Here is a 19,730-nt window from a genome sequence, read left to right as displayed (position 1 = left end):
ATGCGGATCGCCGAACTCAGCCGCGCCAGCGGCGTCCCCGCCGCGACGATCAAGTACTACGTGCGGGAGGGATTACTGCCTTCCGGCGTGCGAACCCATCGCAACCAGGCCGAATACAGCGATGCCCACGTCAGCAGACTGCGGCTGATCCGGGCGCTGGTGGACATCGGCGGCGTGTCCATCGAAGCGGCCAAGGATCTGCTCGCCGCGCTCGACAGCGGCAGCCTGTCCGCGCGGGATTCGCTCGGTCATGTGCAGTATGCGCTGGGTGGGCGCCGGTCACAGGTGGGCGGCGAACAGCGGGAGGCCGCCGCCGAGGACGTCGCGGCACTGCTGGACCGGCGCGGCTGGCGGATCCACGACGAAAGCCCGGCGCGTGGCACCCTCGTCGACGTCTGCGCCGCGCTGCGCCTGCTCGGCCACGGCGACGTGGTCGGCGCGATGGACGACTACGCGGCCGCCAGCGAAGCCATCGCGGCCACCGATATCGCCTTGGTGCGCACCGAGCCCGGCGTGGAACGGATGACCGAAACCGCCATCGTGGGAACGATTCTGGGCGATACCCTGCTCGCCGCACTGCGCCGTTTGGCGCAGGAGCATCTCTCCAGCACGCTGTTGCCGCCGGACGAGGCCGCGGATCGTCGCCCCGGCGAGGTTTAGTCCGGCCCGCGCGCGGCATGCCGAAAACAGGACCAACCCGAGGCGAAAGGAGAGTCGCTCATGACCGATCAGCTGGATGGGACGCGGGTCCTGATCATCACCTCGAACACCGGGGTGGAGCGGGACGAACTGCTGGTGCCGCGCGACGAACTGCGTAAACGGGGCGCCCGGGTCACCCATGCCGCGCCGAAGCGCGAAGAGGTGCAGACCTTCCGGCACGACACGGACAAAGACGCGGTCGTACAACCGGATACGTCACTGCACGAGGTCTCCGTGGACGACTTCGACGTGCTCGTGGTGCCCGGCGGCACGGTGAACGCCGACAAGTTGCGGGTCACCGACCGGGCGATCGAACTGGCCCGGGAATTCGCGGGCGCGGGCAAGCCGATCGCCGCGATCTGCCACGGCCCCTGGCTGCTGGTGAATGCCGAGCTGGTGTCGGGTAAGACGCTGACCTCGTACTTCTCGCTCCGGATCGACATCGACAATGCCGGCGGCGCGTGGGTCGACGAACCGGCGGTCCGCTCCACCGAGGACGGGTGGACACTGCTCACCTCGCGCAACCCCGGTGATCTTCCCGATTTCGTGCACGCCATCACGCGGGAAGTCGTTCCCGCCGCGCGCTGAGGCGTCGGCGCCGGAGGTGCTGATCAGTTGCCCGGCAATGGTTTTCGTGGGTCGATCGCGATGCCGAGATCGCGCAGCCGGTTGTCGATGATCAGCCAGCACTCGGTGGCGAGGCGATCGACGAGGGCGGCCTCGGTGGTGTCGTGGTGCGCCAGCCACCACCGCACCGAAGCGTCGACCAGGCCCAGGAGCGCGACCACCACGCGATCCGCGGCCAGCGGGTCGGCCCCGAATTCCGGCAGGTAGCCAGCCGCGGCCGCGGAGATCTCGGCGGCGAAGGCGCTCCCGCCGACGCGCGGCTCGTTGCGGCCGCGCCGGTAGTCGCGTCCGACCAGGAAGCGATAGAGATTGGGATGCTCGGCGGCCCAGCGGACGTGCTGGGCCAAGGGCGCTCGAATGATGTCCAGCGGGGTGCCGTGCACGGCCAATTGCGCGCGGATCCGCTCGGTCAGATCGTGGTGTGCGTGGCGGGCCACCGCCAGGTCCAGCTCTTCCTTGCTGGCGAAGTGCCGGTAGACGTGGGTTCTGGCCAATCCGGCGCGGTCGGCGATCCGGCCGGTCAGCGCGTGCGGGCCGTCCTCCTCGATCGCCGCGATCGCGGCTTGCACGATGGCTCGGCGGCGCTCGTCGCGGCCGGGCCTCGTGCTGGTGGAGCGCCGCGCGTCGGCGGTGTCCACCCAGGGTTGTCGTGCCACGGTGCTCAGCGTATCGGTCCGGGGAGTCCAGTGGTACACCTTGTACCCGGCGGGCCGTTGGTACACACTGTACCCGTAACTGTCGGTATCAGACTTTCGCGAGGAAAACCCCGATGACGACCTACCGGTCCGCCTGGCTCGATGACGACCTGGACGCCCTGCGCGAGCTCGCCCGCTCGTTCTTCGCGAAGGAGTTGACGCCGAACATCGACAAGTTCATCGAGCAGCACCACGTCGACCGCGACTTCTGGACGAAGGCCGGCGCGCTCGGCCTGCTGTGCGTGTCGATCCCGGAGGAGTACGGCGGTGGCGGCGGCACCTTCGCGCACGAGGCCGTGCTCATCGAGGAACAGGCCAAGGCGTTCGACACCTCATGGGGCGCCACCCTGCACAGCGGCATCGTCGCGCACTACCTGCTGCACTACGGCACCGAGGAGCAGAAGCGGCAGTGGCTGCCGAAGATGGCCAGCGGTGAGGTCGTCGGCGCGATCGCCATGACCGAGCCCGGCACCGGGTCTGACCTGCAGAACGTCAAGACCAAGGCGATCCGCGACGGCGACGAGTACGTGGTGAACGGCTCGAAGACCTTCATCACCAACGGCAGCCAGGCCGATCTCATCATCGTCGTCGCCAAGACCGACACCAGCGCGGGCGCCGGCGGCATCTCGCTGATCCTGGTCGAAGCCGACCGGCCCGGCTTCCGGCGCGGCCGCGTGCTGGACAAGGTCGGCCAGAAGGGGCAGGACACTTCCGAGCTGTTCTTCGAGGACGTGCGGGTCCCGGTGGCGAACCTGCTCGGCACGCGGGAGGGGCAGGGTTTCATCCAGCTGATGCAGCAGCTCCCGCAGGAGCGGCTGATCATCGCCGTGGGATCGGTGGCCGCGATGGAGGCCGCGCTCGAGGTGACGCTGCGCTACACCAAGGAGCGCCATGCCTTCGGCAAGCCGGTGTTCGCGTTCCAGAACACCAAGTTCAAGCTCGCCGAGGTGGCCACCGAGGCCAGGGTGGCCCGGGTCTTCCTGGACGACTGCATCGTGCGGCATCTGCGCGGCGATCTGGACATCCCGACCGTCGCCATGGCCAAGTGGTGGACCACCGACCGTGCCGCGTCCGTGGCCGACGAATGCCTGCAGCTGCACGGCGGATACGGCTACATGAGCGAATATCCGATCTCGCGGATGTGGACCGACAACCGGGTGCAGAAGATCTACGGCGGCACCAACGAGATCATGAAGGAGATCATCGCCCGAAGCCTCTGAGCGCCCGCGGCCGACGGTGTTGGCAAACTGCCAACACCCTGTCGGTCTGTGAATCCGAGGGCCTACGCTTCGGTGAGGTCCACCGAGGTGGCCGTGGCAGAGACAACGAGGTGCTGGCCACCTCCGGCGTGAAGGGACGATTGCGATGAGCGACGTCGAAACTCCTCCGTTCAAGGACATCGTCAACGGGGCATTGGAATTCACCATCCCGATCGCGCACAAGATGGGTGTTCAGGCGGTGGAGGTCCGGCGCGGTTTCGCGGCGACCTCGGTACCCGCTGAGGGCAACGGCAACCACTTCTGCGTGATGTACGCCGGCGTCCTGTTCACCGTGGCCGAGATCCTCGGTGGCGCGATCGCGGTGGCGACCTTCGACAACTCGGCGTTCTATCCGCTGGTGAAGGACCTGCGGATCTTCTTCCGCAAGCCGGCCAAGACCGACGTGCGGGCGGAGGCGACGCTGTCGGAGGAGGAGATCGCGCGCATCACCGCGGAGGCGGCGGCGAACGGCAAATCCGACTTCACCTTGCGGGCCGTGGTCACCGACACCGCGGGCGTGGTCGTCGCGGAGACCGAGGGGCTCTACCAGCTGCGGGCGCACGGGAAGTAGCCCGAGTCGTTACCTGCGGCAATGGCTGCGGCCGCCGTCTTTCGTCGGCGGCGGCCGTCGGTGCGTTCCTCGCTCGGCGCAGCGGGGCCGAGGGGGATCTCGTTCCCGCGAGCCGGCGGCTGTCGTGCCTGGTCCGCGCCGGTTTCGCCGCGCCGGCGTGCGACCGCCGCCTTCGTCGGCGATCTCGCGGCGGCATGCGCCGAGGTTCGCCCCGAGGTCACGGATCGGTTCCGTGCCGGGCCGTCATCGCGCCCGGCGCAAGACGGCCGGTCCTTCGGTACGAAAGGTAACGAGTCGGTCGCTGGGCCGCGTTCGCGGCGCGCCGGGCCGGTCGTCTGTCTACTACCGCAAGTCGTTCACCTGGGAAAATGCGACTCGTTTCACTATCAAACAGTGATCTCGAACACATAACGGACGCATTACAGCCGTACGGTATGGCCGATTTTCCGCCGATCGACCTGGGGGAATGATCCCGAGTCTCGACCAAGGGTCAAACCTATTCGCACGTTATTCGAACGTGATCTGCCGCGATATCTCCGCTAACGTCGGTCACGGCTCGGGGCAACACCGAGATCGAGCTCGAATCGCAGAACGCCGGAAACCCTGTCCCGCGGTTCGAGTGTCCACAACCTTCCTGGGGACAGGGGCGCGGCGAACAATTGCCGAGCCGGTGGGCGCAGGCGGGAAATCTCATGTCGCATAACCGTAAATTCACCACTCGTGTTCTCGGCTTCACCGCGGCCATCGGCGCCTTCGTCGCCGTGCCGTTCGGTCTCACCACCGCCACCGCATCGGCCCACAACTGGGACGCCGTCGCGCAGTGCGAGAGCAGTGGCAACTGGTCCACCGAAACCGGCAACGGCTTCTCGGGCGGCCTGCAGTTCACCCAGAGCACCTGGGAGGCCAACGGCGGCACCGGCAGCCCCTCCAACGCCAGCCGCGAGGAGCAGATCCGCGTCGCCGAGAACGTGCTCGCGACCCAGGGTCCGGGCGCCTGGCCCGTGTGCGGCGCCTACCTCTGATGCGCAACCGGCGCCTACCGCATTTGCGCGGTAGGCGCCGGGCTATTTTTCAGCTGTAATACCGAACACTTGATGTCGGTGCTCAGCGCGATGAATTAGACAATTCGGAATCGAATTGATCGAACCGAATCGGGATTCACCGGATGACGATTCGGCGCGCTCTGTCGAGACCGAACCGCCACATCGATCGCTGCCCGGTAACGGTGTTCAGGCACGCCACAGCTGGTCGCCTGCTCGCGACAGCACGATGTTCGGCACCACCGCGTTGCGGGACAACCGGGTGATCGCCAGGACCATCCCGGCGACATCGCCGGGGGTGAGCATGGCGGACCGGTCGAGAACGTCGCGTTTCCAGGCGGTCATGTCCGTGTCGACGTAGCCGGGGGACACCGCGGTCGCACTCACACCGTTGCCGGACTCCTCGAGGGAGACGGTCTCGCACAGCGAGATCAGCGCCGCTTTGGTGGCGCCGTAGGCGGCGAGGCCCGCCTCTCCGGCGACGCCGGTGATCGACGCGAGCGCGATGATCTTCGCGCCCCGCTCCCAGTCGGTCTCCGCGCTCTTGCGCAGCAGCGGAAGCGCCGCCTGGATCAGCGTGAGCGGCGCGCGGAAGTTCACGTCCAGCATGCGCTCGTAGGCCTTCGCGGCCAGATCCGCCACATTCCCGGCCGTGCCGGTGCCCGCACTCAGCACCAGCGCGTTCATTCCGCCGAAGCGTTCCTCGTGTGCCCGCACCAAGGCGCGCACCTGGTCGAGGTCGTTCATCTGCGCGACCACCGGATGCACTTCGGCCCCTGTCTCGCCGCGCAGGCGGGCCGCGGTCTCCTCGAGGGTCTCGGCCGTGCGCGCGGCGAGAGTCAGGTGATAGCCCTCGCCTGCCAGGCGGCGCGCCACCTCGGCGCCGATGCCCCGTGACCCGCCGGTGACCAGCGCGGTGCGGGTGCTCATCCGAGACGTTCGATGATCGTCGCGTTGGCCAGACCACCCGCCTCGCACATCGTCTGCAGGCCGTACCGGCCGCCGGTCTGCTCCAGGTGGTTGACCAGCGTCGCCAGGATGCGGGTGCCGGAGGCGCCCAGTGGGTGGCCGAGGGCGATCGCGCCGCCGCGCGGATTCAGCCGGTCCGGATCGGCGTTCACCTCGTGCTGCCAGACCAGCGGCACCGGCGCGAACGCCTCGTTCACCTCGTAGGCGTCGATATCGTCGATGCGCAGCCCCACCCGGTCCAGCGCCTTGCGGGTGGCGGGGATGACGGCCGTGAGCATGAGCAGCGGGTCGTCGCCCACCACCGCGAAGGAGTGGAATCGGGCGCGCGGACGCAAGCCGAGCTTCGCCGCGGCCGCCTCGCTCATGATCAGCGCGGCGGAGGCCCCATCGGTCAGCGGCGAGGAGTTGCCCGGTGTGATCGACCACTCGATCTCGGGGAAACGCGCCGTGTACTGGTCATCGACGAAGGCGGGCCGCAGCTTGGCGAGGCTCTCGCCGGTGGTGGCGGGCCGGATGGTCTCGTCCGCCGTCAGCGTGCCCGCGGGGAGCAGTTCGTTGTCGAAACCGCCGGCCGCCGCGGTCCGGGCGGCGAGGCGATGCGAGCGGGCGGCGAATTCGTCGAGCGCGGTGCGATCGAACTTCCACCGGGCGCTGATCACCTCGGCCGCGATGCCCTGCTGCACCAGGCCGTCCGGGTACCGGTGCGCGAGCGGGCCGCGGTTGGCGTCCTTGCCCTGGCCATTGGAGAACATCGGGGCGCGGCTCATCGATTCGACGCCGCACGCGATCACGACGTCATAGGCGCCCGCGATGACGCCCTGCGCCGCGAAGTGCGCGGCCTGCTGGCTGGACCCGCACTGCCGGTCCACCGTGGTGGCGGGCACCGACTCCGGGAACCCCGCGGCCAGCGCGGCGGTCCTGCTGATGTTGAACGCCTGCTCACCGCTCTGCGTGACGCATCCGCCGATCACGTCGTCCACCACCGCGGGATCGAGGTCGTTGCGGGCGACGAGTTCGGCGAGCACGCCCGCCAGCAAGGTGGCCGGATGCACCTCGGACAGGCCCCCGCCCGCCTTGCCCTTACCGGACGGTGTACGGACGACATCGACGATGACGGCGGACGTCATAGCCATCTCCGATCAGCTAAGTTAATTCCCATTCTCGATTAAGTTAACACGAATTCGCCGCATCTGGCCATTCCGTCGGCTGACTCACGCGGGGTAGGTGTGGATTTCGGTGGCTTTGACCGCGGCCCACAGTCGCGTGCCGGGCCGAAGGCGCAGTTCGGCGACGGTGGCCGGGGTGATGTCGGCGAGCACGGGCGGGCCGCCGTCGAGCCGGACCCGGATGGTGTGGGCGTGCTGCTCGATCGCGGCCACGGTGACCGGCCAGGTGTTGCGCGGGCTGCCCGACGGCGGCTGCGGATGCAAACCGACCGCGGTCGGTGCGAAGGCGACGTGCACCGGCCCCTCGCCCGGCTCGGCGACCGTGAACGACCCTTCGGCGGCGAGGTCGACGGCGGTGCCGCGCGCCGTCCCGCGATAGAGGTTGAGCCCGACCAGATTGGCGACGTAGTCGGAGCGCGGCTGTCGCGCGACCTCGGCGGGCGGGCCCTGCTGCACCACGGCGCCGTGCTCGACGATCACCAGGCGGTCGGCCAGGACCATCGCGTCCAGCGCATCGTGCGTGACGAGCACGGTGTGCCCGGGATAGTCGGCCAGATGGTGGGCCAGATCCGAACGGACCCGAAGACGCGTGCTCGCGTCCAGCGCGGCCAGCGGTTCGTCGAGCAGCAGCAGCGCCGGGTCGGTGGCGAGCGCCCTGGCCAGCGCCACCCGCTGGGCCTGGCCGCCGGACAGGGCGCGCGGCTTGACGCCGGCCTGCGGCGCCAGGCCGACGCGCTCCAGCCAGTGCGCGGCGCGTTCACGAGCCGCCGCCCGGCCGTGCCCGCGAGCGCGCAGTCCGAACGCGACGTTCTCCAGCGCGCTGAGGTGGGCGAACAGCAGGTAGTCCTGGAAGACGACGCCGATCCGCCGACGCTCGGCGGGCACGAACACCTTCGGCGGCGCGTCCCAGGACTCGCCGTCGAGCCGGATCGAGCCCGCGGTGAGCGGCGTGAGCCCGGCCAGCGCTCGCAACGCCGTGGTCTTGCCCGCGCCGTTGGGGCCGAGCAGGGCGACCACCTCACCCGGCGCGACGGTCACGGAGAGGTCGAGCCGGAACGACGCCCGGGTGATCCGCAGGTGCGCGTCCAGGGTCACGGCACACCCCGGATCCAGCGCTCGCGCAGCCCGACCAGCACCGCCACCGAGACGCCCAGCAGCACCAGGCTAAGCACGATCGCGTCGTCCGGATCGATCTCCAGTGCCAGATAGACCGCCAACGGCATCGTGGTGGTCCTGCCGGGGAAGTTGCCCGCGAAGGTGATGGTGGCGCCGAATTCGCCGAGCGCCCGCGCCCAGCACAGCACCGCGCCTGCGACGATGCCCGGCAGCACCGACGGCACCGTGACCCGCCGGAAGGCCAGCCAGCGGGACGCGCCGAGCGTCGCGGCCGCCTCCTCGAATCGCGGATCGGCCGCACGCAGCGCGCCCTCCACCGAGATCACCAGGAACGGCATCGCCACGAACGCTTCCGCGACCACGACTCCCGCGGTGGTGAAAGGCAGCGACACCCCGAACCATTCGTACAGATACCGGCCGACCAGCCCCCGCCTGCCGAGCACCAGCAGCAGGGCGACGCCGCCGACTACCGGCGGCAAGACCAGCGGCACGGTGACCAGCGCCCGGATCACCCCGCTGCCGGGCACCTCACCGCGCGCCAGCAGCCAGGCCAGCGGAATCCCGAACACCAGGCAGATCACCGTCGCCAGGCTCGCGGACAGCAGCGAAAGGCGCAGCGCCTGGCCGACTTCGGCGGCCGCCAGCCGCTCGGGCAGCGTCCGCCACGGTGCGCGCACCAGCAATCCCAGCAGCGGCACGAGCAGGAACGCCAGCGCGGCGACCGCGGGCAGCACCAGGACGAGCGGTCGTCGTCCCGCGGACGTCCGTCGCCGTGCCGAGCGGATCACGGGAGGTCGAATCCCGCCTCCGCGAACACCGCGCGGGCCTGCTCGGAACGCACGAACTCGACGAACGCGGCCGCCGCCGCGGCGTTCGGCGCGTGCGCCAGCGGTGCGACCGGGTAGTCGTTGACCGCCTTGTCGGCTTCCGGGAAGGTGATGCCCTGCACCTGGGCGCCGCCCGCTTTCACGTCGGTGCGATAGACCAGGGCCGCGTCGACCTCGCCGAGTTTCACCTTGGTCAGGACCGCTTTCACGTCGGCCTCCCGGGTGTCCGGCCGCGGATCGACGCCTGCCACCTGGAAGACGGTCTTCGCCGCCGCTCCGCACGGCACCTGCTCGGCGCACAGCGCGATCTTCGGTTCGGTCTTGCCGAAGTCGGCCAGGCCGGTGATACCGGCGGGGTTGCCCTTCGGCACCGCGATCTCCAGCCGGTTGCGCACGAAGGTGACGGGCTCGGCGGAGACCTCACCCTTGTCCACGAGCTGTTGCATGTTCTTCGGTGCGGCCGAGGCGAAGACGTCCGCGGGGGCGCCCTGGACGATCTGTTCGGCGAGCGCGGAACTTGCTGCGAAGCTGTAGACCACCCGCACCCCCGGGTGTGCGGCCTCGAATCGTTTGCCGAGCTCGGTGAACGTCTCGGTCAGCGAGGCCGCGGCGAACACCGTCACGGTGCCGCCGATCCCGTTCGACTGTGCCGGTGCGGGCTCGGCGGAGCCGCATCCGGTCAACGCGACCGCGGTGACTCCGGCAACGGCCACCACGCGCAGCGATCGAATCATCTCTGGTCAACTCTCCGGTATCTCGACTACGACATGTGTCGATTTGACCGACGCCACCGCGACACTGCCCACCTCGAGCCCGAGCTCGTCGACCGACTCCCGGCTCAGCAGCGATACCACGCGGAACGGCCCCGCCTGCATCTCCACTTGGGCCATCACGGTGTCCTTCACCACCCGCGTGACGATGCCGCGCAGGCGATTGCGCGCCGAGGCCGCCACGGTGACGCCGGGCTCCGGCGCGTCGGCGCCGGCGCGGAGGAACTCGGCGAGTTCCCGGCCGCTGACGCCCTTGCGCCCGCTGTCGAGCTGGAGGGCGGTCAGCTTGCCCTGATCGATCCAGCGCCGCACGGTGTCGTCACTGACCCCGAGCAGCGCGGCCGCCTCGCTGATCCGCAAATTCGACATGAGAGGCAGTTTATTTCCGTATCTACGGAGCGCAAGCTCGGCGCGTCCGCCGCGGCTTCCGAACGGTGTGCACTAGGACACGGTCAAGCGCAGCATGGAGCTCGCCCCGCGCTGGAACTCGAAATCGACGCCCGCGATGTCCGATCGGACCCCCTCGTCCCGCAAAGCGCCCCGCAGGCGGTCGAGGAGGTCGTCCAAGCGCCCGCCGGCATGATCGACGAGCGGGAACACCCGAACCTCACCGCGGCTCACGCGCGCCAGCTCGCGCAGCGCCGCCAGGTGGAAGCCGAAATCCAACCGGTCGGCGTAGGTGAACAGCAGATGCGAGCTCAGCACCAGATCGAACGCGCGATCAGGGAAGTCGAGCGCGGGGAGCGCGCCGTAGCGGTAGCGCCGCGGGTTGGCGCGCAGATCCTCGGCGAACCGGCCCGCCGCGGTCTGTCGCAGCTGCCGATGGCCGTCGGGATCGCCGTAGAAGTCCCATACGTAGCGGTCGGCAGCGGCTGTCGTGTGAGCCGCGTTGCGGTCGAGTTCCGCCGACGCGAGTGCGGTCAGCTCCGGTGCGGGCAGCTGGTAGACCGGATCGACCGCGACCACCCGCGCGCCGAGCTCGGCCGTCTCCGCCGCGAAGCTCGCGGCGCCACCGGGGCAGTCGAGAATGTCGCCACGCAGGTCCTCGTCGTCGAGCGCGAACATGGCGCGGTACTCCCGCAGCGATCGACCGGTCAGCAGATAGCGGCTCGCGTCCACCGAATCGTGCTCGTCTTCCATGCGGCGGACGGTAACCAGGACCTGCTCACGGTGCGAGCGAGTTTCCGCCCGGGGCTCGGCCGGAGCGGATCGGATACAGGCGCTGAATCGTCAGCGCGGCCGCCAGCAGCCGGGAGTCGTGCGGATCGGTGGGGTCGACGCCGGTGAGTTCGGCGACGCGGCGCAGGCGATAGCTGAAGGTGTTCGGGTGCACGTGGATCTCGGCGGCCGCGGCCTTGCGATCGGAACCGTGCCGCAGATGCGCGTCGAGCGCCTCGAGTAGGTGCGGGCTGTCCAGGATCGGGGCGATGCGCTCGGCCAGCCGCGCGCGGGCGGTGCCCGGTCTGGTGAGCTGGTACTCCAGCAGCAGGTCGTCGAGTTGGTAGACGCCCGCGGGCCGGCCGAGCAGCCGCGCGAGGTCGGCGAGGTCGGTGGCCTCTTCGGCGGTGTGCGGTATGGCGTCTCTCGGCACGGACGGATATTCGGCCACGTAAACCGGAACTCCGAAGTGCTCGGTCAGTTCCGTGGCCAGCCGGGCGTAACGGGTGTCGTCCAGTTCGGCGTCGGATGCGCTGGGCAGCAACGCGATTCCGGTCCAGCCGTCGAAGGTGGCCAATGCCGTCGTGCCGGCCAGGGCATCCAGCGCGCGGTGCAGGATGCGGATGCGGCGGCGCCCGACGAGCGTCGCGACGGTGCCGGGCTGGTCGTCGTGCCGGATGTGGATCGCGAGCACCGTGTAGTGCTCGGCCAGGGCGGTGTCCGCCCGCGCCGCCAGCTCGGAGGTGGGTAGCCCGTGCAGCAGCGCCGAGCACAGTGCGCGGCGCGCCTCCCGTTCGGCGTTGTAGATGGACTGCTCGACGTCGGCGTAGGTCTCCACCACCGTGATGTTGATCTGCATCAGCAGATCGAGCAGGCGGCTGCCGATCACGACGAGATCGTCGAGCTCCTCGCGGGAGGCCAGTGCGGCCGCCTCCTGCAGCACCGACTGCGCGGAACCGTGGATCGCCTCGATCAGCACGGGCAGCGGAAACCGGTCCTCGGCGTGCCGTTCGGCCACCGGGGCGACGAAAGTCGCCACCTCGGCCTTGGTGAAGCTGCGCTGTTCGCCGATCGCTTGCAGCACCGCGCGGCCGCACGCGTAGATCGCGGGCAGCACCTCGGCCGTGAAATGCCCCTCCGGCAGATCGGCGGCCGGTGGGGTGGTGCCGAGGCCCGCGGCGAGCATGCGCTCGGCGATCTGCGGCCAGCGGGTGAGCAACCGGGTGACGAGCGGGACGTCACCGGCCACCGGGGACAACACGACGGACATGGGCCGATTGTTTCCGACCACAGAACCCGCGGCAAGGTCGCGGGCGCCGTCGCGTGAAATTTGGCTCGTACAACAATATTCCGGCTGGAATGTTCTCCTCCGGGTGCAGTGACATCGCCGGGGCGTGCGTCCTACATTCGGAAAGCGGCTCACCGATATGGCCCGGATCACATCTCTACTTCGAATGTGGCGTGGGAAACATTATTCGGCGGCGTTCGATTCACCGCCGGGCCGCGTTCGTTCGGCGCGAATGGGAGTGAACTGGATGTTGGCAATGATGCACAACGCTCGGCGGGCGATTCTCGGGGCGGCGGTGATCGCGGGCGTGACAATGGCGGCCGCACTCGGCGACGGAGTGGCGCACGCGCGAGAAGAGATCGAACCGACGCAGCAGGCGCTCGCGGACTACATCAGCGCGGGACTGACGCCCGCGCCGGACGGCAGGCAGCCGCGCGCGATCGTGGACACCGGCAGCTCGTCGGGCTGGGCGACCAGCGTCGCCTCCGATGCGTCCGGTGAGGGGCCGGAGATGTCGGCGTACCTGGCCGCGTTCGCCTACGGCCTGACCCATCCCGATTCCGCTCCACCCGGCGCCAATCGCTGGAACTGCACTCCCACTGCCGAACACCCGCGGCCGGTGGTGCTGCTGCACGGCACCTGGTTGAACGCCTACGACACCTTCTCCTACTTGTCGCCGCGCCTCTCGCGCGCCGGATTCTGCGTGTTCGCCTTCAACTTCGGGCGATCCGGCCTGCTGCAAGGCGGCGGGCTGGGTCCGGTCCTGCCCGGGCGTTACGGCGTCGGCCGGATGGAGGATTCCGCAACCCAATTGCGCGACTTCATCGATCGGGTGCTGGACACGACCGGGGCACAGGCCGTCGATATCGTCGGGCATTCCCAGGGCGGCACGGTCGCCAACCATTACCTGAAATTCGAAGGCGGGCAGAGCAAAGTGGGCAGGCTGGTGAGTTTGGGCGCCACCCACCACGGCACCTCGCTGATGGGCATCGCGACGCTGGGCCGGATCATCAACAACCTGGGCGTCGATATTCTGGGTTTCTACGAGCCGCTGGTCGGAATCGCGAATATCCAGCAGGCGGTGGGCTCGCCGTTCTACGCCAGTTTGAACGCCCAGGGCGACACCGTGCCCGGCGTCGCCTACACCTCGATCGGTTCCCGGCACGACGAGGTCACCAACCCTTATCAATGGACGTTCCTGCAAGCGGGTCCGGACGCGACGGTGGACAACGTCACACTGCAAGAAGGGTGCGAGCAGGATATGTCCGATCATCTGACGATGATGTATTCCCCACGGGCGGCATCGATCGTGCTGCACGCGCTCGATCCGGTCGCGCATCCGTCGCTGGAATGCACCTTCAATCCGTGGATGATCGGCGGCAACGGCAGCTTGTGATCCACGCTGTCACTGCATCGGGGCGAGAATTCGTGAGCGTCTGATTGGCTCCCGGGACAATTCTTTTCCCGCCACGACATTGGTTGGGTGGATTACGGGCACCACGCGCCGTCACCGCAGCGGTGGTGCTCGTGATCCCGGCGGTGCCGTCGAAAGGGAGAACCGGATGAGTGTGGAGCTCGAGTGGGACGGCGGCCCGGTGCCGCCTGACCCGGCGGCGTTCTCGCATCGGCCGATGTTGCCGGAAGACGATCCGTTCTACGCCCCGCCGCCCGCGGTCGAGCGTTTGCGCCCTGGCGCGATCGTCCGCACGCGCAAGGTGGAGATCGGTTTCTTCGGTATTGTGACCCAACGCGTTTCGGCCTGGCAGTTGCTGTATCGCACCGGTGATCTGCACGGCGCGCCGGAGGTCGCGGTGACCACCGTGCTGCTGCCGTGGGGCGCGGACCCCGCCGAGCCGCGCCCGCTGGTCTCGTTCCAGTGCGCGATCGACGCGGTGGCGTCGAAATGTTCTCCCTCTTACTCCCTCCGGCGTGGGGCGCGAGCGGCGGGATCGATACCCCAGCTCGAGCTACCGCTGATCGCCAGCGCCCTCGCACGGGGTTGGGCGGTGTCGGTGCCGGATCACGGGGGAACCGCGGGCCGGTTCGGCGTGGCCAGGGAGCCCGGATATCGCGCGCTGGACGCGGTTCGCGCCGCTCTCGCCTTCGTCCCGCTCGGGCTGGACCCCGCCACACCCGTTGCGCTCTGGGGATATTCGGGCGGGGGATTGGCCACCGCGTGGGCCGCGGAGGTGGCCGCGGAGTACGCGCCCGAGCTGAACATCGTCGGCGCGGTCGCCGGGTCGCCGGTCGGTGACCCGGCCGCCGCCTTCCTCCGGCTCAACGGAACCCTGTTCGCGGGGTTCGCGGCCGTCTTCACCGCCGGGCTACGCCGCGGCTACCCGGAACTGGACCGCGTGCTGCGCGCCCACCTGGACGCGCGGTATCTCGGCTGGCTGGCCGAGACCGAGACCACGGCGACGTTCCCCCTGCTGTATCGCTTCGCCCGGCGCGATATCGACAAGCACTGCGGAGAGGGGCTCACCGCCATGATCGCCCAGGACGGATTACAGCGGATCCTCGAAGACATCCACCCCGGTCGCCAGGCGCCCGCGATGCCGATGCTCGTGCTGCAAGGCGTGTACGACGAGGTGATCGCGGTCGCCGACGTGGACGGTCACGTCGCGCGCTACGTCGAGGCCGGCGTGCACGTGCGCTATCTGCGCGACCGGCTCAGCACCCATCTGCTGCTGCAATTCCTCGCGTTGCCGGTCATGGTCGACTGGCTCGCGGGGCGCTTCGCGGGCCGCGAACTGCCCGCGGCCGGTACCCGGACCAGCTGGTCGCTCGCCCTCGCCGGTCCGGCGCTGAGCGGGCACCTGCGTTTCGCGGCCTTGCTCGTCCGCATGTGGCTCGGACGGCCGATCCGCGCACCGCGCCCGCCCGCGCTGTCGCGCCCCCGCCCCCTGTCGGTCCTTTCCGCCGCGCTGCGCAATCCGTTGTCCTGACCTGCGCGCTCACCGCCGGGGCAGTTGATCCCGCACCCTCGCGCGGGCGCCCGGAAGTTCGTGTGTCCCGTCACGAACCTGTCCGTTTTGCTCTAGCGTGAGCACGGTTGGTGCCGAGAGGGGTCGTGGATGCGTAGCGGGATGCTGAGTGTGGCGCAATTGCGGGACCGGGTCGACACGGGTGAGATCGATACGGTGCTGGTCGCCATGACCGACATGCAGGGGCGTCTGCAAGGGAAACGCTGCGCGGCACGATATTTCCTGGACGAGGTGGTCGAGCACGCCACCGAGGCGTGCGGATACCTGCTCGCGGTGGACGTGGACATGACGACCGTCGACGGATACGCCCTGTCCTCCTGGGCGACCGGGTACGGAGACCTCGTGCTGCGGCCGGATCTGCGCACCTTGCGGACGGTGCCGTGGTGGCCGGGCACGGCGCTGGTGCTGTGCGATATCGAGCACGTGGTGCCGGAGGGCCGGGCGGTGCCGGTCTCGCCGCGCCAGGTGCTGCGCAGACAGCTCGACCGGCTGACCGAGCGTGGCCTGCGCGCGTTCGTGGGGACCGAACTCGAGTTCCTGGTGTTCGACGACAGCTACGAGGCGGCCTGGAACGCCGGATATCGGGGGCTGACCCCGGCCAACCAGTACAACGTCGACTACTCGATGCTCGGCACCGGGCGGATCGAGCCGTTGCTGCGCCGCATCCGCAAGGAGATGGACGGCGCGGGGATGTACGTCGAGTCGGCCAAAGGCGAGTGCAACCCCGGTCAGCACGAGATCGCGTTCCGGTACGACGAAGCCCTGGTCACCTGCGACAACCACAGCATCTACAAGACCGGCGCGAAGGAGATCGCGGCCCAGGAGGGGCGCAGCCTCACGTTCATGGCGAAATACAATGAGCGCGAGGGCAATTCGTGCCACATCCACCTGAGTTTGCGTAGCGAGGCGGGCGAGCCGGTCTTCGCGGGCGAGGGGGCGGACGGCATGTCGGCGCTCATGCGGCACTTCATCGCGGGCCAGCTGGACTGCCTGCGCGAGTTCACCTATCTGCTGGCGCCGAACATCAACTCCTACAAGCGGTTCGTCGCGGGCAGCTTCGCGCCGACCGCGATCGCGTGGGGCCGGGACAACCGGACCTGTGCCATCCGCGTGGTCGGCGAGGACCATTCGCTGCGCTTCGAGAACCGAGTGCCCGGCGGTGACGTGAATCCGTACCTCGCCGTGGCCGCGCTGATCGCGGCGGGACTGCACGGGATCGATCGGGCGCTGCCGCTGGAGCCGGAATTCCACGGCAACGCCTACCGCTCCGAGCGTCCTCGGGTGCCGCATACGCTGCGGGAAGCCGCCCAGCTGTTCGCGGGCAGCACGGTGGCCCGCGCGGCCTTCGGTGATGATGTAGTGGAGCACTACCGCAACGCGGCGCGGGTCGAGCTGGACGCCTACGACGCCGCGGTCACCGACTGGGAGCGTATCCGTGGTTTCGAACGACTCTGAGGTCGCGGGAGCCCGTCCCGTGATCGGCCTGCCCACCTATGTGGAGCAGGCCCGCTTCAACGCCTGGGACCTGCCGTGCGCGGTCCTGCCGCACGCCTACGTCGACATGGTGGCGGCCGCGGGCGGCATCCCGGTGTTGCTGCCGCCCGCGGGCGTCGCGCGTCCCGAGCTGGTGCGGCGGCTCGACGGGCTGGTGCTGACCGGCGGCGCGGACATCGATCCCCTGCGTTACGGCGGCCCTTCGGCCGGGGTGCCCGGCTACACCAGGCCGGACCGCGACGAATCGGAATTCGGTCTGTTCGAGCTGGCCAGGGCGGCGGGCCTGCCGATCTTCGCGGTGTGCCGCGGACTTCAGCTGGCGAACGTGGCCCTCGGCGGTACGTTGATCCCGCATCTGCCCGACGTCGTCGGGCACGAGGAGCACTCCGGCGTCGAGGGCGGATTCAGCGCCACCCGGGTGCTGACGATCGCGGGCAGCCGGGTCGCGCGACTGGCCGGTCCGGAGGTGAAGGTGCACTGCCACCATCACCAGGCCATCGATCGGCTCGCCGAGGTCCTGACCGTCACCGCGTACGCCGCCGACGGCACGATCGAGGCCGCGGAGTCCGTCGACGGTTCGTTCCTGGTCGGTGTGCAATGGCATCCGGAGGCCGACGCCGCCGATCGCCGGTTGGTCCGGGCGCTGGTAGAGGCGGCCGACACCTATCGAAGGGAGCGGAACTCGTGACGACAGCGCAGGTGGTCAACCCGGCGACCGAGCAGGTGGTCACGACCGTCGAGCTCGTCGGAGAAGCGGAGACCGACGCGGCCATCGCCCGCGCGCAGCGTGCGTACAACGAGTGGCGCGAGGTGGCGCCGGGTGATCGGGCCCGGTTGCTGCGCCGGTTCGCCGAAGCGGTCGACGCGGATCTGGAGCACCTCGCCCGGCTCGAGGTCGCCAACGCCGGGCACACCATCGGCAACGCACGATGGGAGGCGGGCAACGTCCGCGACGTCCTGCATTACGCGGCCGGCATGCCCGAGCGGCTGCTGGGCAACCAGATCCCGGTCGCGGGCGGGGTCGACATCACCTTCCACGAACCGATCGGCGTGGTCGGGGTGATCGTGCCGTGGAACTTCCCGATGCCGATCGCGGCGTGGGGCTTCGCACCGGCGCTCGCCGCGGGCAACACGGTGGTGCTCAAGCCCGCCGAGGTCACGCCCCTGACCGCGCTGCGGCTCGGTGAGCTCGCGCTCGCTGCGGGCCTGCCCGACGGCGTGTTCCAGGTATTGCCCGGCAAGGGTTCGGTGGTGGGGCAGCGCTTCGTCACCCATCCCGCCGTGCGCAAGGTGGTGTTCACCGGTTCCACCGAGGTGGGCACGCAGATCATGGCGGGCTGCGCGCGCCAGGTGAAGCGGGTGACGCTGGAACTGGGCGGCAAGAGCGCGAACATCGTGTTCGCCGACGCCGACCTGGAACAGGCGGCGGCCACCGCGCCCTACGGCGTCTTCGACAACGCCGGGCAGGACTGCTGTGCCCGATCGCGAATCCTGGTGCAGCGCAGCGTCTTCGACCGATTCCTCGAACTGCTCGAGCCCGCGGTGCACGGCGTGCGAGTCGGCGACCCGTCCGACGAATCCACCGAGATGGGGCCGCTCATCTCCGCCGCGCACCGGGAGCGCGTCGCCGAGTTCGTGCAGCCGTCGACGAAAGTGGCGTTCACCGGCAGCGCGCCCGATGGACCGGGCTTCTGGTACCCGCCGACGGTGGTGCTGCCCGGCGGCCCCACCGAGCGGGTCCTCACCGAGGAGGTGTTCGGTCCGGTGGTCGCGGTGCTGCCGTTCGACGACGAGGCCGACGCGCTGCGCATCGCCAACGACACGAATTACGGTCTGTCCGGCTCGATCTGGACCAGGGACGTCGGCCGGGCGCTGCGCGTGGCCCGCGGCGTGGAGGCGGGCAATCTGTCGGTGAACTCGCATTCTTCGGTGCGGTATTGGACGCCGTTCGGCGGTTTCAAGCAGTCCGGGCTGGGGCGTGAACTCGGACCGGACGCCGCGCTCGCCTTCACCGAGACCAAGAACGTCTTCCTCGCCACCCAGTGACACCACCACATCCGACAGGAGATACGTTGCAGCGCTTACAGGATCGGGTCGCCGTGGTCACCGGCGGCGGGAGCGGTATCGGTCTGGCCACGGTTCGTCGTTTCGCGGCGGAGGGGGCCAAGGTGGTGGTCGCGGACATCGACGCCGAGACCGGCGAGGCGGCCGCCAAGGAGGTCGGCGGGCGCTACGTGCAGGTGGACGTCACCGACGAAGCCCAGGTCGAGGCGCTGTTCCAGACCGCGGTCGACACCTGGGGCGGATTGGACATCGCGTTCAACAATGCGGGCATCTCACCGCCGGAGGATGATTCGATCCTGACCACCGGCATCGATGCCTGGCGGCGCGTGCAGGAGGTCAATCTGACCTCGGTGTACCTGTGCAGCAAATACGCCATCGGGCACATGCTCGAGCGCGGCAAGGGTTCGGTGATCAACACCGCCTCGTTCGTCGCGGTGCTGGGCGCGGCGACCTCGCAGATCTCCTACACCGCCTCCAAGGGCGGCGTGCTGGCGATGAGCCGGGAACTCGGAGTGCAATTCGCCCGCAACGGCATCCGGGTGAACGCGTTGTGCCCCGGCCCGGTGAACACGCCGCTGCTGCGGGAACTGTTCGCCAAGGACCCGGAACGCGCCGCGCGGCGCTTGGTGCACGTGCCGCTCGGCCGCTTCGCCGAACCGGAGGAGATCGCCGCCGCCGTCGCGTTCCTCGCCAGCGACGATTCCTCGTTCATCACCGCGTCGCAGTTCCTGGTCGACGGGGGCATCGCGGGCGCGTACGTGACGCCCCTGTAGGACAGCGGGCCCATTCCGGTGCTCCCCACCGCGCGCCGCCATGTCGCGCACCACGATTCCGGTCCGTGGCCGGTATCGCCGTCATGCGCGCGGGTGCGATCGACCGAGGGCGTCGCGCTACGAATCCCGCCGGTACGCGGCTGTATTCGCTCGCGGAGGCGGTAGTCGTCGCCGAGTAGTGTGACCGGCTTCACAATTGGTCGGTAGGCGCAGGTCAGGGCGGGCGTATC

General features: G+C 69.4%; 20 protein-coding genes. 11 read left to right on the top strand and 9 right to left on the bottom strand.

What is annotated here, in order from left to right:
* Positions 1-660 (top strand): MerR family transcriptional regulator, encoded by a 660-nt coding sequence (locus ON19_RS22000; protein WP_043696060.1) that lies wholly within the window; start codon positions 1-3, stop codon positions 658-660.
* A 60-nt stretch (positions 661-720) separates the two neighbouring features.
* Positions 721-1,287 carry a type 1 glutamine amidotransferase domain-containing protein gene (locus ON19_RS21995; RefSeq protein WP_043696057.1) on the top strand — a complete coding sequence of 189 codons (567 nt, stop codon included), beginning with the start codon at positions 721-723 and terminating at the stop codon, positions 1,285-1,287.
* Between the two features lie 23 nt (positions 1,288-1,310).
* Here the strand turns inward: ON19_RS21995 and ON19_RS21990 are convergent, their stop codons facing one another.
* A complete protein-coding gene (locus tag ON19_RS21990) occupies positions 1,311-1,982 on the bottom strand; it encodes a TetR/AcrR family transcriptional regulator (protein ID WP_043696364.1) in 672 nt (223 codons plus the stop codon).
* A gap of 113 nt (positions 1,983-2,095) precedes the next feature.
* Between ON19_RS21990 and ON19_RS21985 the strand changes: the two genes are divergently transcribed.
* The 3 genes from ON19_RS21985 (at position 2,096) to ON19_RS21975 (ending at position 4,873) form a co-directional block, all read left to right on the top strand.
* Positions 2,096-3,241, top strand: coding sequence for an acyl-CoA dehydrogenase family protein (locus tag ON19_RS21985; RefSeq protein WP_043696053.1), 1,146 nt, complete (start codon positions 2,096-2,098; stop codon positions 3,239-3,241).
* 145 nt (positions 3,242-3,386) lie between these two features.
* Positions 3,387-3,851 (top strand): YiiD C-terminal domain-containing protein, encoded by a 465-nt coding sequence (locus ON19_RS21980; RefSeq protein ID WP_043696050.1) that lies wholly within the window; start codon positions 3,387-3,389, stop codon positions 3,849-3,851.
* A gap of 692 nt (positions 3,852-4,543) precedes the next feature.
* Positions 4,544-4,873 carry a transglycosylase family protein gene (locus tag ON19_RS21975; protein ID WP_043696047.1) on the top strand — a complete coding sequence of 110 codons (330 nt, stop codon included), beginning with the start codon at positions 4,544-4,546 and terminating at the stop codon, positions 4,871-4,873.
* 207 nt (positions 4,874-5,080) lie between these two features.
* On the opposite strand, the gene ON19_RS21970 is transcribed toward ON19_RS21975, so the two are convergent.
* The 8 genes from ON19_RS21970 to ON19_RS39090 form a co-directional block, all read right to left on the bottom strand.
* Positions 5,081-5,821: an SDR family NAD(P)-dependent oxidoreductase gene (locus tag ON19_RS21970; protein ID WP_043696044.1), complete on the bottom strand. Its 741-nt coding sequence runs from the start codon at positions 5,819-5,821 to the stop codon at positions 5,081-5,083.
* The gene (locus ON19_RS21965; protein ID WP_043696041.1) at positions 5,818-6,987 is read right to left on the bottom strand and encodes a thiolase family protein; all 1,170 of its coding nucleotides are present in this window, start codon (positions 6,985-6,987) and stop codon (positions 5,818-5,820) included. The genes ON19_RS21970 and ON19_RS21965 overlap by 4 nt, the downstream gene beginning before the upstream one ends.
* Before the next feature lie 84 nt (positions 6,988-7,071).
* Positions 7,072-8,121 (bottom strand): ABC transporter ATP-binding protein, encoded by a 1,050-nt coding sequence (locus ON19_RS21960; RefSeq protein ID WP_043696038.1) that lies wholly within the window; start codon positions 8,119-8,121, stop codon positions 7,072-7,074.
* Positions 8,118-8,930, bottom strand: a complete 813-nt coding sequence (modB, locus tag ON19_RS21955) for a molybdate ABC transporter permease subunit (protein ID WP_083899540.1) — start codon at positions 8,928-8,930, stop codon at positions 8,118-8,120. Before modB ends, ON19_RS21960 begins: the two co-directional genes overlap by 4 nt.
* On the bottom strand, positions 8,927-9,703 hold the full coding sequence (gene modA, locus ON19_RS21950; protein WP_043696034.1) for a molybdate ABC transporter substrate-binding protein: 777 nt from the start codon (positions 9,701-9,703) through the stop codon (positions 8,927-8,929). Before modA ends, modB begins: the two co-directional genes overlap by 4 nt.
* 6 nt (positions 9,704-9,709) lie before the next feature.
* Positions 9,710-10,108 (bottom strand): TOBE domain-containing protein, encoded by a 399-nt coding sequence (locus tag ON19_RS21945; RefSeq protein ID WP_043696031.1) that lies wholly within the window; start codon positions 10,106-10,108, stop codon positions 9,710-9,712.
* Positions 10,109-10,180: 72 nt separating this feature from the next.
* Positions 10,181-10,879, bottom strand: coding sequence for a class I SAM-dependent methyltransferase (locus ON19_RS21940; protein ID WP_043696028.1), 699 nt, complete (start codon positions 10,877-10,879; stop codon positions 10,181-10,183).
* A gap of 25 nt (positions 10,880-10,904) precedes the next feature.
* A complete protein-coding gene (locus ON19_RS39090) occupies positions 10,905-12,167 on the bottom strand; it encodes a PucR family transcriptional regulator (protein WP_051169160.1) in 1,263 nt (420 codons plus the stop codon).
* 274 nt (positions 12,168-12,441) lie between these two features.
* Between ON19_RS39090 and ON19_RS21930 the strand changes: the two genes are divergently transcribed.
* From ON19_RS21930 to ON19_RS21905, 6 genes are all read left to right on the top strand, one after another.
* Positions 12,442-13,581, top strand: coding sequence for an esterase/lipase family protein (locus ON19_RS21930; RefSeq protein WP_043696355.1), 1,140 nt, complete (start codon positions 12,442-12,444; stop codon positions 13,579-13,581).
* A gap of 166 nt (positions 13,582-13,747) precedes the next feature.
* Entirely contained in the window at positions 13,748-15,130 is a 1,383-nt protein-coding gene (locus ON19_RS21925) for a lipase family protein (RefSeq protein WP_083899539.1), read from the top strand.
* 129 nt (positions 15,131-15,259) lie between these two features.
* Positions 15,260-16,624: a glutamine synthetase family protein gene (locus ON19_RS21920; RefSeq protein ID WP_083899538.1), complete on the top strand. Its 1,365-nt coding sequence runs from the start codon at positions 15,260-15,262 to the stop codon at positions 16,622-16,624.
* Positions 16,605-17,351: a gamma-glutamyl-gamma-aminobutyrate hydrolase family protein gene (locus ON19_RS21915; protein WP_043696021.1), complete on the top strand. Its 747-nt coding sequence runs from the start codon at positions 16,605-16,607 to the stop codon at positions 17,349-17,351. The genes ON19_RS21920 and ON19_RS21915 overlap by 20 nt, the downstream gene beginning before the upstream one ends.
* Positions 17,348-18,709, top strand: a complete 1,362-nt coding sequence (locus ON19_RS21910; protein WP_043696018.1) for an aldehyde dehydrogenase family protein — start codon at positions 17,348-17,350, stop codon at positions 18,707-18,709. Before ON19_RS21915 ends, ON19_RS21910 begins: the two co-directional genes overlap by 4 nt.
* A complete protein-coding gene (locus ON19_RS21905; RefSeq protein WP_372478680.1) occupies positions 18,706-19,500 on the top strand; it encodes a 3-oxoacyl-ACP reductase in 795 nt (264 codons plus the stop codon). Before ON19_RS21910 ends, ON19_RS21905 begins: the two co-directional genes overlap by 4 nt.
* The last annotated feature ends 230 nt before the right edge of the window (positions 19,501-19,730 follow it).

Origin of the sequence: Nocardia abscessus NBRC 100374 (genome assembly GCF_000308455.1) — a bacterium.
Lineage (GTDB): Bacteria > Actinomycetota > Actinomycetes > Mycobacteriales > Mycobacteriaceae > Nocardia > Nocardia abscessus.
Note: the sequence above shows the minus strand (reverse complement) of the source record. Positions and strands in the feature narration are given on the sequence as shown.